The sequence below is a fragment of the Eikenella glucosivorans genome (assembly GCF_016025525.2).
GTDB classification, from domain to species: domain Bacteria; phylum Pseudomonadota; class Gammaproteobacteria; order Burkholderiales; family Neisseriaceae; genus Eikenella; species Eikenella glucosivorans.
In genome coordinates, this window is sequence record NZ_JACSGR010000004.1 from 84618 (window position 1) to 97489 (window position 12872).

General features: G+C 54.9%; 16 protein-coding genes. All 16 read left to right on the forward strand.

All coding sequences use genetic code 11. The annotated features are described in order from the left end of the window. The 16 genes from H9Q10_RS05965 to H9Q10_RS06040 all read left to right on the forward strand — a co-directional run bounded on the left by H9Q10_RS05965 (position 1) and on the right by H9Q10_RS06040 (position 12844). Positions 1–330: a TrbC/VirB2 family protein gene (locus H9Q10_RS05965; protein ID WP_064087651.1), complete on the forward strand. Its 330-nt coding sequence runs from the start codon at positions 1–3 to the stop codon at positions 328–330. Positions 331–383: 53 nt separating this feature from the next. Next, a complete protein-coding gene (locus H9Q10_RS05970; protein WP_238480152.1) occupies positions 384–2291 on the forward strand; it encodes a DNA topoisomerase 3 in 1908 nt (635 codons plus the stop codon). Positions 2292–2293: 2 nt separating this feature from the next. Beyond that, positions 2294–2872 (forward strand): YcbK family protein, encoded by a 579-nt coding sequence (locus H9Q10_RS05975; protein ID WP_081258968.1) that lies wholly within the window; start codon positions 2294–2296, stop codon positions 2870–2872. Positions 2873–2929: 57 nt separating this feature from the next. Beyond that, complete coding sequence (locus H9Q10_RS05980) at positions 2930–3595, forward strand: DUF3577 domain-containing protein (protein WP_231105384.1); 666 nt, start codon at positions 2930–2932, stop codon at positions 3593–3595. A gap of 136 nt (positions 3596–3731) precedes the next feature. Further along, complete coding sequence (locus tag H9Q10_RS05985; RefSeq protein WP_197903076.1) at positions 3732–3998, forward strand: hypothetical protein; 267 nt, start codon at positions 3732–3734, stop codon at positions 3996–3998. Continuing rightward, complete coding sequence (locus tag H9Q10_RS05990; protein WP_153716077.1) at positions 3995–4150, forward strand: hypothetical protein; 156 nt, start codon at positions 3995–3997, stop codon at positions 4148–4150. Before H9Q10_RS05985 ends, H9Q10_RS05990 begins: the two co-directional genes overlap by 4 nt. Before the next feature lie 877 nt (positions 4151–5027). Then, positions 5028–5231, forward strand: coding sequence for a hypothetical protein (locus H9Q10_RS05995; RefSeq protein ID WP_049258627.1), 204 nt, complete (start codon positions 5028–5030; stop codon positions 5229–5231). A gap of 81 nt (positions 5232–5312) precedes the next feature. Continuing rightward, positions 5313–5927, forward strand: a complete 615-nt coding sequence (locus H9Q10_RS06000; RefSeq protein ID WP_064087649.1) for a hypothetical protein — start codon at positions 5313–5315, stop codon at positions 5925–5927. Between the two features lie 32 nt (positions 5928–5959). Beyond that, positions 5960–6286 carry a hypothetical protein gene (locus H9Q10_RS06005; RefSeq protein ID WP_064087648.1) on the forward strand — a complete coding sequence of 109 codons (327 nt, stop codon included), beginning with the start codon at positions 5960–5962 and terminating at the stop codon, positions 6284–6286. A 234-nt stretch (positions 6287–6520) separates the two neighbouring features. Further along, positions 6521–6754: a hypothetical protein gene (locus H9Q10_RS06010; protein WP_064087647.1), complete on the forward strand. Its 234-nt coding sequence runs from the start codon at positions 6521–6523 to the stop codon at positions 6752–6754. Positions 6755–6973: 219 nt separating this feature from the next. Next, positions 6974–7549, forward strand: coding sequence for a DUF3275 family protein (locus H9Q10_RS06015; protein ID WP_064087646.1), 576 nt, complete (start codon positions 6974–6976; stop codon positions 7547–7549). A 6-nt stretch (positions 7550–7555) separates the two neighbouring features. Further along, on the forward strand, positions 7556–8149 hold the full coding sequence (locus tag H9Q10_RS06020) for a hypothetical protein (protein WP_153717618.1): 594 nt from the start codon (positions 7556–7558) through the stop codon (positions 8147–8149). 235 nt (positions 8150–8384) lie between these two features. Then, on the forward strand, positions 8385–8717 hold the full coding sequence (locus H9Q10_RS06025) for a hypothetical protein (RefSeq protein ID WP_064087644.1): 333 nt from the start codon (positions 8385–8387) through the stop codon (positions 8715–8717). After that, positions 8714–9064: a hypothetical protein gene (locus H9Q10_RS06030; RefSeq protein ID WP_064087643.1), complete on the forward strand. Its 351-nt coding sequence runs from the start codon at positions 8714–8716 to the stop codon at positions 9062–9064. The genes H9Q10_RS06025 and H9Q10_RS06030 overlap by 4 nt, the downstream gene beginning before the upstream one ends. A 96-nt stretch (positions 9065–9160) precedes the next feature. Further along, positions 9161–11515, forward strand: a complete 2355-nt coding sequence (locus H9Q10_RS06035) for a helicase-related protein (protein WP_197903077.1) — start codon at positions 9161–9163, stop codon at positions 11513–11515. Between the two features lie 219 nt (positions 11516–11734). Then, the gene (locus H9Q10_RS06040; protein ID WP_064087642.1) at positions 11735–12844 is read left to right on the forward strand and encodes a DUF6094 domain-containing protein; all 1110 of its coding nucleotides are present in this window, start codon (positions 11735–11737) and stop codon (positions 12842–12844) included. Positions 12845–12872 lie beyond the last annotated feature (28 nt).

Consider the following 12872-nt stretch of genomic DNA (forward strand, 5'->3'; position numbering starts at 1 on the left):
ATGCAAAATCTCAAACTATTTCGCAATTTGTGCAACTTCGTTGGCCATTGGCAGAACAAAGCCCGGCAGGTATTTCTATTCTTGCTGACCGGTCTGATGGCCGCTCCAGCTTTTGCTGGTTCAGATACCACTTTTTCTACTATGGTCGATTGGGTAAATGACAAATTGACCGGTTCCATGGGGGCATTGATCGCCATCATCGCCTTAGTTATCGCCATTATTTCATCCATGATGGGCAAATTCTCGGCCTTTTTGACGGTATTGGTTGTAGTGGTAGGCGCAACTTTGGGTGGTGCCATTGTTATCGGTTTCTTCACGGCAACCTTTTGATTCAGATGGATACAGTGTTCAGGTAGCCTAACCTGCATTGTGCAAACGGCATAATGATGAAGCTGTTTTTGTGTGAAAAACCTTCTCAGGCTAAAGACATCGGCAAAGTACTCGGTGTATTGGGCGGTCGGGATAACGGTTTCTTCCGCAAAGGGAACACGGCTGTTACCTGGTGTTTCGGCCACATGTTGGCCAATGCCATGCCTGCCGCCTATGGGGAGATTTATGCCGATTTCGGCAACACAGATGCTCTACCATTACTGCCTGACAAATGGCTGATGGAGGTCTCCGATTCTGCAGCCAAACAATTTAAGGTCATTCGTACCCTACTGGCCGAAGCGGATGAAGTTGTTATTGCTACCGATGCTGATCGCGAAGGTGAGGTCATCGGGCGCGAGATTCTGGAGTATTGTGGCTATCGCGGTAAAGTGTCCCGCTTCTGGACCAGTGGGTTGGATGCGGCTTCGGTAAAAAAGGCATTGGGCAAAATCATGCCCGGCGGCAAAACCGAAACCCTGTATCAGGCAGGCCTGGCACGCTCGCGTGCCGACTGGCTGGTGGGCATGAACCTCTCCCGCGCCTATACCGCTGCCTATGCCGAAGGCCGGGGCAAAGCACATACCTTGTCGGTCGGACGCATTCAAACGCCGACCTTAGCTTTAGTGGTACGCCGTGATGCGGCCATCGATACCTTCAAACCTTATCCCTACTACACCCTGCGTGCGGTTTTTCAGGTAGCCTCCGGCAGCTTTGAGGCGCTGTGGCAGATACCTGATGCCCTGAGAAACCAAGACGGCCTGTGTACCGACCAGCAGGCTGTGGACAAGTTGGCGGCCACACTGCCGGACAGCAGCGGCCGCATCGCCGCCGCCAAAACCGAACGCAAACACAGCCCGCCACCACTGCCCTACAGCCTGTCTGCCCTGCAAAAGGCCGCCGGCAACCGTTTCGGTCTCAGCCCCGATAAGGTGTTGGACATCGCTCAGGCACTGTACGAAAAGCACAAAATCACTTCCTATCCGCGTTCTCCCTGCCGCTACCTGCCCAAATCGCAGCAGGCCGAAGTGCCGGCCGTATTTGCCGCCATGCTGTCATTGGATCCTTCTTTGGGCAATGTGCTGAAGCAGGCCGATCCGGCTCGGGCTTCTCGGGTCTGGAACGACGGCCAGGTCAACAAACACTCGCACCATGCCATCATTCCGACCACCCAGGCCGGGATCGATTTATCTAAACTCAGCAAAGCGGAGCGCGATATCTACCTGATGATCCGCAACCGCTATATCGCCCAGTTCTATCCGGATTGCGAATACGACTCCAGCACGATAGAAGTCGAATGTTGCGGCCACCGCTTCCGTACCGTCGGCCGGCAACCGGTCAAACCGGGCTGGAAAAGCCTGCTGGGGGAAGAGGCGGAAGACGAAGTGGCGGGAGGGGATGAAGAAGGAGACAGTGCTGCCCTGCCGCCGGTCGACGAAAACGAAGCCGTCCGCTGCCGTTCCGCCGATGCCGCCCACAAAAAGACCGTCCCGCCGCCACGCTTTACTGAACCCTCGCTGCTGGACGAAATGCAGACCTTGTCCGATTTTTTGAAAACGGTGGACAACGCACAAATCAAAAAAGTGCTGCGCGCCACGGAAGGATTGGGCACGGAAGCCACCCGGGCCAATATTTTGAAGCGGTTGTATGAAATGGGATATTTGGAGAAAAAGGGGCGCAAGGTTTCGGCCACTGACAAAGGGAAACGGCTGATTTCCCTCATACCCGAAGCATTGGCCGATCCGGTTACCACCGCCAAATGGGAACTGGCTCTCGGCGGCATTGAGTCCGGGAAGCTCGGTTTGGCGGAATTTATGCACCATCAGTCTGCCTGGATCAGCCGCCAGGTGGCACAAGCCAAGGCTGATATAGCAAGCAAAAAGAAGTCTGCTCCGGCGGAAATGCCGACTGATAGAAAGAAATAATCATGAACGTCCTCAACCGTCGGCAGTTTCTCGGTACAGTTATCAGAACTGCCCCTGCTCTAGCGCTCTGCTCGGGCACAGTCTTGTTCTCCGACGAGGCATTGGCCGTAGATAACGGTGACTTTTGGCGGCGCGACCGCCTGATCGATATCCGGCGTACCGACACCGGCGAGCGTAGAAGCGTACGCTTCTACGCGGCTGGCCAAGGCTACCTGCAAAACGGCTACATGGCCGCCCGTTGGCTGCTACGTGATGCCAAAGACGGCAATGCTATAACCAATATCGATATTGGTTTACTTAACCTGCTATATGGCTTGCAGGAATGGGCTCGAATTGCGGGCAAGTCCAATCCATTACTGCAGATCAACAGCGCATACCGCACCCGACGGCGCAATGCCACCATTGAAGGGGCTGCACAAAATTCTATGCATATTTATGGCAGAGCCGTTGATTTGACCATGCGTGGTATTAGCTTGAATCAACTAACTTCCATGGCAGCGCACTTCAATGCTGGAGGTATTGGCATTTACAGCAGCTTTATCCACCTGGATACAGGCAGGGTACGCAATTGGCGAGGGTAATGAAGATAGGAACATAAAACATCATGATAGTGCTTGACAAAACCAGCGAGCAGTAGCATGATTAAACCGTATTTCAATGTTTTGTTGCTTTCATTCAAAAAGCAAAGGTGTGCAGCCGCTCAAGCACACAAACCGATTCGTCGGTTTTGCGGTTTTTTCAATCTGCCTCAAGCAGGCATTCTTTTCTTAACCCTTTGGGGATACTCATTCCCCAAACGGGCGTGGTGTATCCCCTGTTTATTTGGAGATTACATCATGTCTAACCAAGTTCAGAACGTACCCGCCTACTTCGATTTGACCGCCGACGGTGTCGGTTTTATGAACCGCCCTCGCGTGGTTCAAGGCAAACGAGGTTCCGAGTACTTTTCCTGTACCATCCAAGCCCTTCACGGAGATGCTGACGAAAAATCACGTTTTGACGTGCGTATCGTCGGCGGGAAAGCTAAAGAGTTGTTTGCCAAGCTGCTGGAAGAATTTCCGGATTTGCTCAGTAGCGACTACAAACGCCGCCCCACCGTATTTGTTGGGTTCCGTGTTGGTGACCTTCGCCCTGTTGTTTTTGAGACCAACTCGAAAAATGACAAAAACGAGCCTGTAAAAGTAAACACCCCGTCTATTGACGCCCGGTTGTTGAAATTCAAGTTCATCAAGGTCAATCGCCAAGTTTGGTACACTGAAAAAAACGATACCCAAGCCCCAGTATCTGAAAATGCTGCCGCCTAAGTAACGTTTCAACCTGCAGTCCGTCTGCCTGAGGGGAAGTGAAAACTTCCTCTCCTTCACCCCGCCGGGGCAAACATCCCCGGTTTTCGGGTTCGTTTGCTCCGGCTTTTATCTTGTATTTTTGGAGCGTAGTATTATGAACCTGAACCTTTTCCGTGAATCCCATCGGAAATCCAAAGATCGCATTTTTCTGTTTCTGGAAAGAAATCAGTGGACTGGGAAACAAACCGATGCAGTTGCAGCAAAACTCGATATTCTCGGTGTTTTTCTTGTTACACAAGCTTGGTTTGGTTTAACCAAATACGATTGGCATTTTGGCTTGGCAATAATAGTTCTTTTACTCAGCCTAGTTCTTTGTGCTATATTGTGGACGACTGCTTTTATCCTGAAAGGATGGAAATGATGATTCAGCTATTTCTGACCCTGATGGTGGCTTGCATAGGCTTGTCTTTTGTAGCTTATATGCTTATTGAGGGTAAAAAAATCTCTGATAGCATGAGCGAAGAAGAAAAGGCAGCTTTTCGTGCCAGACATCATTTAGACAAACTGGATTAACCGATAACCCTTTTCAAACCCACTCCGGTGGGTTTGCCAAGCCGTATTGATACAGTAACGCTTGGCAAACCTATCGCACCGTACGGCTGCCTGAATCCGTACCGCTGCCCCGGCGGCGCAGGCTTTCCTCAAACCAAATTCTTTAAATTCCCCTTTTTATCCGGCCCCGCCGGAAAAATCCCTCCTCCTCTCTAGCTGCCTGATGATGCTGACCACAGTACGGTCGGCGACGGTACTGTGGTCAGCATCATCGGCATTCAGCCATTTTTCCGAAACAGGGTGGCGGCTCCCTTCACAACCGCAGGCTTACAACCATAAATTTGACTGTTTATTCGTGCCCGTCTTCTCGGGCGGGTACTGCTAAGCAGTTAAATAGCAGTTGCCTAAATTTTAGGCTTGATGCTTTTGTTCTTTAACAATCGGTACTTCAATACATTTTACCTGTACTTTTCCACAGGAACTGTGGATTGGTACAACTTGATATTTTGGCTTAAACGCCTTTGTTCACAAGGGTTGCCCGTTTTACGGGCAACTTACCATGCGGTTTTGCACGCAAGAGCCGCATGGTAAGTTGTTCGACAGTCGGCAGACTGCCTTCTCCCTACACTGCTCACGCTGTGTACCGTAAACCTTTTCCCACCCTCTTCTGAGGGTGGGCTTCCTCATCGCCTAACGGTGTTCAAGCAGGTTTTTCAGGTAGCCTTTTCCCAATTAAGGTTACCTGAAAAACCTGTTTCAACAGCCAGCAGACTGCCTTCTGCCTCGATACAGCCGTTAAACAGTATCAGCCGCATCCGTGCGGCCACGGTTTTTTCTTAACCCTATGGGGATTACGTCCCCATGCGGGGCACATCCCCTTTTTTTCAAGGAGACGGATATGTTCCGCAAATCTGTACTGACCGCCGCCATCGTGCGGTATTGCCCCATGCTGATCGGCCTGTTTATGGGCTTATCGTTGTTTTTCGGTATGTCGTTTGCCCTGTGGGGGCCTGAATCCGACCGTACCGCCTCTCTCTCGATGATGGTTTTGTCTGCCGTGTTGCTGCTGGCTTTTGCCACCTGCGACACTAACGAAGCCTAATCGTCTTTTTCCAACCCGCCGGGGATACGCTGTCCCCGCAAGGGTGCCGGCGTCTCCCCGTTTTCATACCGGAGGTGCACCATGGGTGCCGGAAACTACTCTTACTCTTCCCCTATTTTGCGCGACGACCATTCCGACCAATACAACCTGATGGTTTATGTGGACGAGTGGGGATATGCACGCGATGAAGACTTGTCGGATTTCGATCCGGATTTTCAGGACAGCATCCGCGAGGATATCCGCAGCCTGCTGCTGGAATACCTGAACGGTTTTACCGAACCATGCTACCGCTATCAACACGATGTCTGCAGGAGCAGCTTCAACAGCCATGAGGAATTGCTGGGCGAATGCGGCCGTATGGCCGTAATTGCTGCACCGACTTATTACGGCGACCGCATTGCATTGGTAGTCACCCCCAATGCCGAATGGCAGGAGAAAATCCATGTTGTGTTGTCCGACAACCCGCTATTTCCGGAACGGAAATACGGCTTAATCGACTGGCAGGCCTGTACGGCTGCCGAGCGCGCACGTTGGGCTTCGGCCATCCGTTCGATTGAGGGTGGTGGGCTGCACCGCGAAATGCAGGCGGTATTCCGCAGGCTGAAAAGCATCTTGGCCAATACCGCCGGTTTTGCCGCGCGGATGTCGTTCCGCAGTTCCGCCTGGACTTCCTGCTATTACCAACCCGCTGCCTAGGCAGCCTGAAAACCGACAAGGAGAAATCCCCGATGAGCCCTTATACACGAGGTTTCGAGCTGGTGCGCAAACATCCCGGAACCAGCGGTCAGATCGCCTTGGCCAAGTGCATCTTGTCCCTGTACGACCCCTGCCACGCTTTTTCCGCCGGCGAAGTGCTATGGAGCCTGGATCGCGAATACACCGATACGGTGCTGGCGATGCTGGCCGAATATGCCGAACGCGGCGAAACTGAGGAGTTGCGTCAGGCGGGAAGGTGGGTGTACCAAAACTTCCCTGGTCTGGTCGAGCTTTCCGATGCCATGCGTCAGGCGCGAACCGAGTTAGCCTTACGCAAAGAGGCTGGATACTACGCTTAACTGGACGGTTTCTGTTCCAACCAACCTGCTTTCGAGCAGGTTTTTTCAGACGGCCTTATCTGATTGCAGGCTGCCTGAAAAAACCTGTTCCAACAGCCGGCAGACTGCCTTCTGCCCCGATACAGCCGTTAAACAGTATCAGCCGCATCCGTGCGGCCACGGTTTTCTTTCAACCCTTTGGGGATGCACATCCCAAAAGGGAGGGTGTACCCCTGTTCTTTTGGAGATTGCATCATGAATACCCATCTTTTCCCCGCCTCGGATTTCGTTTTCGACAACAACGGCCAAGTCTATATTGCCCGTCGGCCGTGCGTGCTGCATTCTACCGCCGGTTTCTATATCGGCCGCGAATGTTTCGACCTCGAAATGCCCGATTGGCCACAACCCTACTCCCGCGAGAGTATATACTGGGAAACCCATCAGGAGGCGCAGGCCTGGCTGGATGCCGGAAACTGGCCGCAGCCCTGATTTTCCGAACCTGCTTCCGAGCAGGTTTTTTCAGGTAGCCTTTTCCCAAATAAGGCTACCTGAAAAAACCTGTTCCAACAGCCGGCAGACTGCCTTCTGCCCCGATACAGCCGTTAAACAGTATCAGCCGCATCCGTGCGGCCACGGTTTTCTTCCAACCCCGTGGGGAACATACCTGCGGGTATGCGTCCCCGTTTTTATCTTGCCTAGGAGGCGCATATGTCTTTTTCTTTACCCGGAACCCTCAACGTCATCGAGCGCAACGGCCGCAACGGACCGTTTACCGTGGCCGAACTGAATACCGATGTCGGCGTGTTCAAAATCAAGCACCGCGTGCTGGAACAGTTCGACCAGGGTGCGTATTCGGGGGTGTTTATCGTTACCCGCATCTACAACCAGTCTAACTTTTCCAAAGGACAGATTTGGGTCAGCCTGTGTGCCGATTTGGACTGGGATGCTTTGCAGATTATGGCGCAGAGTGAGCAGGTGCAGGTCAGCACCTCGATGGCGGTGGCCGAAATCGTTGGCGAAGACGAAGAAACCCACCCGCCGGCCGCAGCGGCTGCCACTCCGGCAGAGCCTGCTGCCAAAGCCGCACCGCCGATGGACGACGATGAGGCGGTGGCCGATATGGCTACGCTGCAACGCTTGTTGGCCGACCATGCTGCCTACATCAAGCTCGACGCATCGATTGAGGACAGAACCCTGTTCCGTCAACTGCGCGACGCTTTAAAGGAGGCGGGCTACCGTTTCGACGGTAACAACCAATCCTGGTTTCTGCCCCAGGCGGCGTAAGGAGGAATGATGCAGCTGTATCAGACTTCCGGTGGCGACCTGTTTGCCGATGCCTTCTTCATTTTGCACGAACGGCTGATGTTTGCTTCGCTGTACGGCCGCGATGCCAATATGCTGTCGCTGTTGGCGCGGCTCAATAAGGGCGACCAGGAACCGATCAGTTTCAGGCTACCTGAAGACCGGCCATACTATCCGGCACACCGCACCGCCCGCCATTTCTCCAACCTACACAGGCGCACCACCAAGCTGCACACCCGGCAGTACGGCGTGCTGCTGCACACCTTCCTGTATTGCGGCGAGCTGGTCGAACCCGACCGCGACAGCCGCAGCGCATGGGTGGTGGCAGACGATGTGTCGGCTGATATGCAGCCATTGGTCTGGGCCTGTCTCAACCGCCTCTCCGACATTCCGTTGGATGATGCCTGGGCAGGTTTTGTAGCCACACGACTGGAGGAAGCGGGCAGCCTGCAATACTTCCGGCCCGGTATGGGCAGCGAAGCTTCCCTGGTTGGCATCAAAGCCTGCCGCATTAGCTTGCCGCATGACTTCGATATGATGCTCGGCGGTTGGCTGAAAAGCGGGCAATTGCCGCCTGTTTGAACCCGCCGCCCTGCGGTTGTTTCCGAACCTGCTTCCAAGCAGGTTTTTTCAGGCAGCCTTATTTGGGAAAAGGCTACCTGAAAAAACCTGTTCCAACAGCCGGCAGACTGCCTTCTGCCCCGATACAGCCGTTAAACAGTATCAGCCGCATCCGTGCGGTTACGGTTTTCTTTCAACCCTGCGGGGCATCGCGCCCCGTCGGGCACGGTGTTGCCGCTTTTTTCAGGAGTACACCATGTATGCCCGATTTATTTACGACGGAACCAGCCCTGCGCTGGATCAGTGGCAGCGAATCCTCTACAGGCTCCAGCCGGAAGCGGAAGACTCGCTGCTGCACGATGTGTGGGAACGAGCTCGTCTTTGCGACGAAATTCCCCATTTCGGTAATCTCTGCCAACACACAGTATTAGGTCGTCTGAAAGAGGCCGTTAATCAGCGTTGGCCGGATTGGCAGGTGGATTATTTCGTCAATGCCACCGATAGCCATTTTTCTGTAAATGGTATCGACATCCGCGACTATTGGCAGTTCTTTCAACTGACTGACAATGAAGAGGAGGATGAGTCATGAACCAACTTGGTTTGAACTGGGAATTTGTCGAGCAGCATTATCCCGACTACCACCGCAGCGATGTCATCTGCCTATCTAATGATATGGCCGCTTGCTTCGAATTTGCCGAGCTTGATGCCGATGCTTTGGTTACGGAAGACACCGTGGCCACCCTGAAGGCACAAGCCAGCTACAGCGAGCCTTCTGTTTATCAGGTTTGTGCGTTCGACGATTATGTCGGCAGCGGGATGACATTCGGTCAGGCAGCACAGGAAACTGATGACTACTGCCTGGCCGTAGCCATCCACCATTGCACCGAACCTCTGCCCGAGCAATACCGCCTGTGGGCGGATAATGTGCTGGGCTGATCCGTTTTTTTATCCGATCCTCCTGGATCCTCCACCCCAACGGGGCGCAATGCCCCGTTCGCGGGGTTTTGCGCCCATTTTTTATGGAGAACCACCATGCAAAACCCCGAAATTTCTTCTTACGGCGAAACGCTGTCTCAAGATACGGCTGTTCTTTCAGACAGCCTTCCTGCGGAAACACCCGCCAACGAACTGTCCTTATCCGACTTTTTGGCCGACTTCGGCGGCAGCCTGTTTGCCGCCGTAACCGAGCAGAACCGCCCGGTGTACCACGGTCAGCAGTACTCGCTGCACGAGCGTGTGCTGGACGGCCTGTCGCGCAAACTGTTTGCCGCGCAACGCGAAGTGGTGCGTGCCGTCAATCAGCAGCTGCTGGTCGAAGGCAAGCCGGCCGCCGTTATCAATGCGGAAATGGGCACCGGCAAGACCATGATGGCCATCGCGGCCGCAGCGGTCGCCCATGCCGAAGGCCTGTGCCGCACGCTGGTACTGAGCCCGCCGCACCTGGTGTACAAATGGCGCCGGGAAATCCTGCAAACCGTGCCCAGTGCGCGGGTCTGGATATTGAACGGTACCGACACGCTGGCCAAGCTGCTGCGCATCCGCGCCATGCAGCAGAAGCCGGATGTGCCGGAATTCTTCATCCTCGGCCGCGTGCGGATGCGGATGGGCTTCCATTGGCGGCCGGCCTACCGCACCGGCAAACGCTTGGAGGCCGATTACGGCACCGTGCCGGTGTTCTGCTGCCCGAAATGCGGCGGCGAAATCCTGGATGATGAAGGCGAGCCTTACGGCTTCGACGCTTCCATCCAAGCGGATTTGGCCAAAGAGCGCCGCTACTGCCGCAACAAGTTGCACGGCAAACCGTGCGGCGAGCCGCTGTGGACCTTGTGCCGACCCGATACCGCTACGGCATCGACCGTGTACGACAAGGTGCTGAAAACCGTCTCTGGCCTGCCGGGTATCGGCCGCAAAGGTGCGCAGAAGCTGCTCGAGCAGTTCGGGGAAGAAATGTTGGCCGGTATTTTGGAAAACAACGTGCAGGCCTTTTCCAACCTGTTGGACGGCGAAGGCGAGCTCGTCTTCGACGACCGCCATGCCGCCCGGTTGGAACGTGCCTTGGGCAAAACCGAGTTCTCGCTCGGCCAAGGCGGCTACCAGCCGACCGAGTTCATCAAACGCTACCTGCCGAAAAACTATTTCGGCCTGATGGTGGTGGACGAAGGGCACGAGTATAAAAACTACGGCACCGCGCAAGGGCAGGCCATGGGCGTGCTGGCACGCTGCACCCGCAAAGTGCTGTGCCTGACCGGTACCCTGATGGGCGGCTACGCGGAAGACCTGTTCTACCTGCTGTGGCGGCTCTATCCGCAGGCTATGTTGGAAGACGGCTTCGGCTACAACAAATCCGGTTCGCTGGCCGCTGCTTCGATGTCATTCATGCGCCAACATGGCGTGTTAAAAGACATCGTCAAGACATACGGTTCAGGTAGCGAATACAGCCAGGGTTCGTTTGTCAGCGCGCGAGCTAAGCGCAGCCAAGTACGCACTGCTAAAGCACCGGGTTTCTCGCCGCTAGGCATCATGCGTTATGTGCTGCCGATTACGGTGTTCCTGAAGCTGAGGGACATTGATGCCGGCGTATTGCCTTCCTACACCGAAACCTTCCGCCCAGTGGCGATGAGCGACGAGCAGGAAGCTGTATACCGGCAAATGTCGTCTACGCTGAGAAGCTACCTGAAAGCAGCATTGGCCAAAGGCAATAACACACTGACAGGGGTCGTAACCAACGCTCTCCTGGCCTGGCCGGATTGCTGTTTTCAAGCCGAACAGGTGTACTGGCGAAGCAACAATCAGGTTTTGTTTGAAACCGGTGCAGTATTCGGTGAAGACGAGCTATCTCCCAAAGAGGCAGATATGCTGGAATTGGTACAGGAGCAGTTGGCCAAAGGTCGGCGCTGCCTAGTCTATTCCACATATACTGACAGCCGTGATACCACATCCCGCCTACAAGCCATTCTGAAACGGCACGGTATCCACGCCGCCGTGATGCGAGCCTCAGTTAAAGCTGATGCCCGAGAGGACTGGGTAAATGACCGGTTGGATGAAGGTTGTCAGGTTGTCATCTGCAATCCAGAACTGGTTAAAACCGGCCTTGATCTGTTAGCCTTTCCAACTATCTACTTCATGCAGACAGGCTACAACGTCTATTCATTGATGCAAGCATCAAGACGTTCCTGGCGTATCGGTCAGCGTGAACCTGTAGAGGTGTATTTTGCCGGTTACATGGATACTGCTCAGCAAATCTGCTTGGAACTGATGGGGCAGAAAATCGCTGTAGCGCAATCCACTTCCGGCGACATGCCCGATACAGGGTTGGACATCCTGAACCAAGCCGAAGATTCGGTTGAGGTGCAGCTGGCCAAACGGCTGGTGGAACGCCCAAACTGATACAACACGCCGATCCTTTTACCCGCGCAAGCGGGCTTTTTCAGGCAGTTTTTTGAATAAGGCTGCCTGAAAAAGCCTGTTTCCACAGTCGGCAGTCTGCTACTGCCTCGATACAGCCGTTAAACAGTATCGCCCGCATCCGTGCGGTTACGGTTTTCTTCCCCCAACCACGGGAGCCCGCTCCCGTGCGGCTCCCGTTTTTTTACAGGAGCCTTCCCCATGTCTCAAAACCATCTGATGCACCCTCGCGTTGCCAACAACCATGCCGACAACGGCTATTTCCCGACCGATGACGCAACCTTGGCCGGCATTGCCGCACGGCTCGATATCGGCGGCGGCGATATCCGCATTTTCGATCCCTGCTGCGGTACCGGTGCGGCTTTGGCCAAGCTGTCCGAGCATCTGTCGGCCTGCGGTTCGTTGTGCCGCAGTTTCGGCGTGGAACTGGATGCGGAACGTGCGGCCGATGCTTCGGCCGTACTCGGTCACGTTGTCCGTGCCGATATCGAAAACTGCCTGTTGCAGCCCAAGACCGTCGGCCTGTTGTTCCTCAATCCGCCTTACGGTTATGCCAATCGCGACCAATTGTCATCCGAAAGCGGGCGGCGGCTGGAACAGGTGTTTCTCGACCGAACCATGCACGTGTTGCAGGAAGGCGGTATATTGGTGCTGATCGTGCCGGTGCAGTCGCTGAGCGAATCCTTTACCCGGGAAATCGCCTCACGCTTTACGGAACTGCGGATGTACCACGCGGCCGTGGACACCTACAAACAGGTAGTCATCTTCGGCATCAAACCGCGCCTGCGCGCCGACATCGGCCGGTCTTTGGCCAAACGGCAGCAGGCAGTGCTGATGCAGCCTGAAAACGCCTTGCCGATACGCGAAGCCGCAGCCGACTGCTGTTACGAAGTGCCGCCTTCGCCGGAAAAGCCGTTCCGCCCCATCAGCTTCAAGGTGGAAGCGGCAGGCCTGGCCGGAGAACTGGCCGCCTTGGGTTCGCAGACCTTGTGGCCGCATTTCGGGCAATGGTTTGCCGAAGCCCTGTCGCCGGACAAACGCCGGCCGCTGTGCGCGCTCGGCCAATGGCACGCCGCCCTGGCGCTGGCCGCCGGCCAGGTAAGCGGTATCGTGACCGCCGCCGACGGCCGCCGCCTGTTGGTCAAAGGCAGCACCTACAAGACCAAGGTAACGACCGCAGAGGAGCAGCATGGCGACGACGGCAACATTACCGTGACCACCACCGCGCTCGATCGTTTCGTCCCCAGTATCCGCGCTATCGACCTGACCATCGGCAGCGACGGTTTCGGCGATGTGCTGACCATCAAATAGGCCTGGACAGGTCTGATATTTCCAACCC

Excerpts from the sequence above, each read along its gene's own strand:
- H9Q10_RS05965 (WP_064087651.1), top strand. The coding sequence starts at position 1 with ATGCAAAATCTCAAACTATTTCGCAATTTGTGCAACTTCGTTGGCCAT.
- H9Q10_RS05970 (WP_238480152.1), top strand. The coding sequence starts at position 384 with ATGATGAAGCTGTTTTTGTGTGAAAAACCTTCTCAGGCTAAAGACATC.
- H9Q10_RS05975 (WP_081258968.1), top strand. The coding sequence starts at position 2,294 with ATGAACGTCCTCAACCGTCGGCAGTTTCTCGGTACAGTTATCAGAACT.
- H9Q10_RS05980 (WP_231105384.1), top strand. The coding sequence starts at position 2,930 with ATGATTAAACCGTATTTCAATGTTTTGTTGCTTTCATTCAAAAAGCAA.
- H9Q10_RS05985 (WP_197903076.1), top strand. The coding sequence starts at position 3,732 with ATGAACCTGAACCTTTTCCGTGAATCCCATCGGAAATCCAAAGATCGC.
- H9Q10_RS05990 (WP_153716077.1), top strand. The coding sequence starts at position 3,995 with ATGATGATTCAGCTATTTCTGACCCTGATGGTGGCTTGCATAGGCTTG.
- H9Q10_RS05995 (WP_049258627.1), top strand. The coding sequence starts at position 5,028 with ATGTTCCGCAAATCTGTACTGACCGCCGCCATCGTGCGGTATTGCCCC.
- H9Q10_RS06000 (WP_064087649.1), top strand. The coding sequence starts at position 5,313 with ATGGGTGCCGGAAACTACTCTTACTCTTCCCCTATTTTGCGCGACGAC.
- H9Q10_RS06005 (WP_064087648.1), top strand. The coding sequence starts at position 5,960 with ATGAGCCCTTATACACGAGGTTTCGAGCTGGTGCGCAAACATCCCGGA.
- H9Q10_RS06010 (WP_064087647.1), top strand. The coding sequence starts at position 6,521 with ATGAATACCCATCTTTTCCCCGCCTCGGATTTCGTTTTCGACAACAAC.
- H9Q10_RS06015 (WP_064087646.1), top strand. The coding sequence starts at position 6,974 with ATGTCTTTTTCTTTACCCGGAACCCTCAACGTCATCGAGCGCAACGGC.
- H9Q10_RS06020 (WP_153717618.1), top strand. The coding sequence starts at position 7,556 with ATGATGCAGCTGTATCAGACTTCCGGTGGCGACCTGTTTGCCGATGCC.
- H9Q10_RS06025 (WP_064087644.1), top strand. The coding sequence starts at position 8,385 with ATGTATGCCCGATTTATTTACGACGGAACCAGCCCTGCGCTGGATCAG.
- H9Q10_RS06030 (WP_064087643.1), top strand. The coding sequence starts at position 8,714 with ATGAACCAACTTGGTTTGAACTGGGAATTTGTCGAGCAGCATTATCCC.
- H9Q10_RS06035 (WP_197903077.1), top strand. The coding sequence starts at position 9,161 with ATGCAAAACCCCGAAATTTCTTCTTACGGCGAAACGCTGTCTCAAGAT.
- H9Q10_RS06040 (WP_064087642.1), top strand. The coding sequence starts at position 11,735 with ATGTCTCAAAACCATCTGATGCACCCTCGCGTTGCCAACAACCATGCC.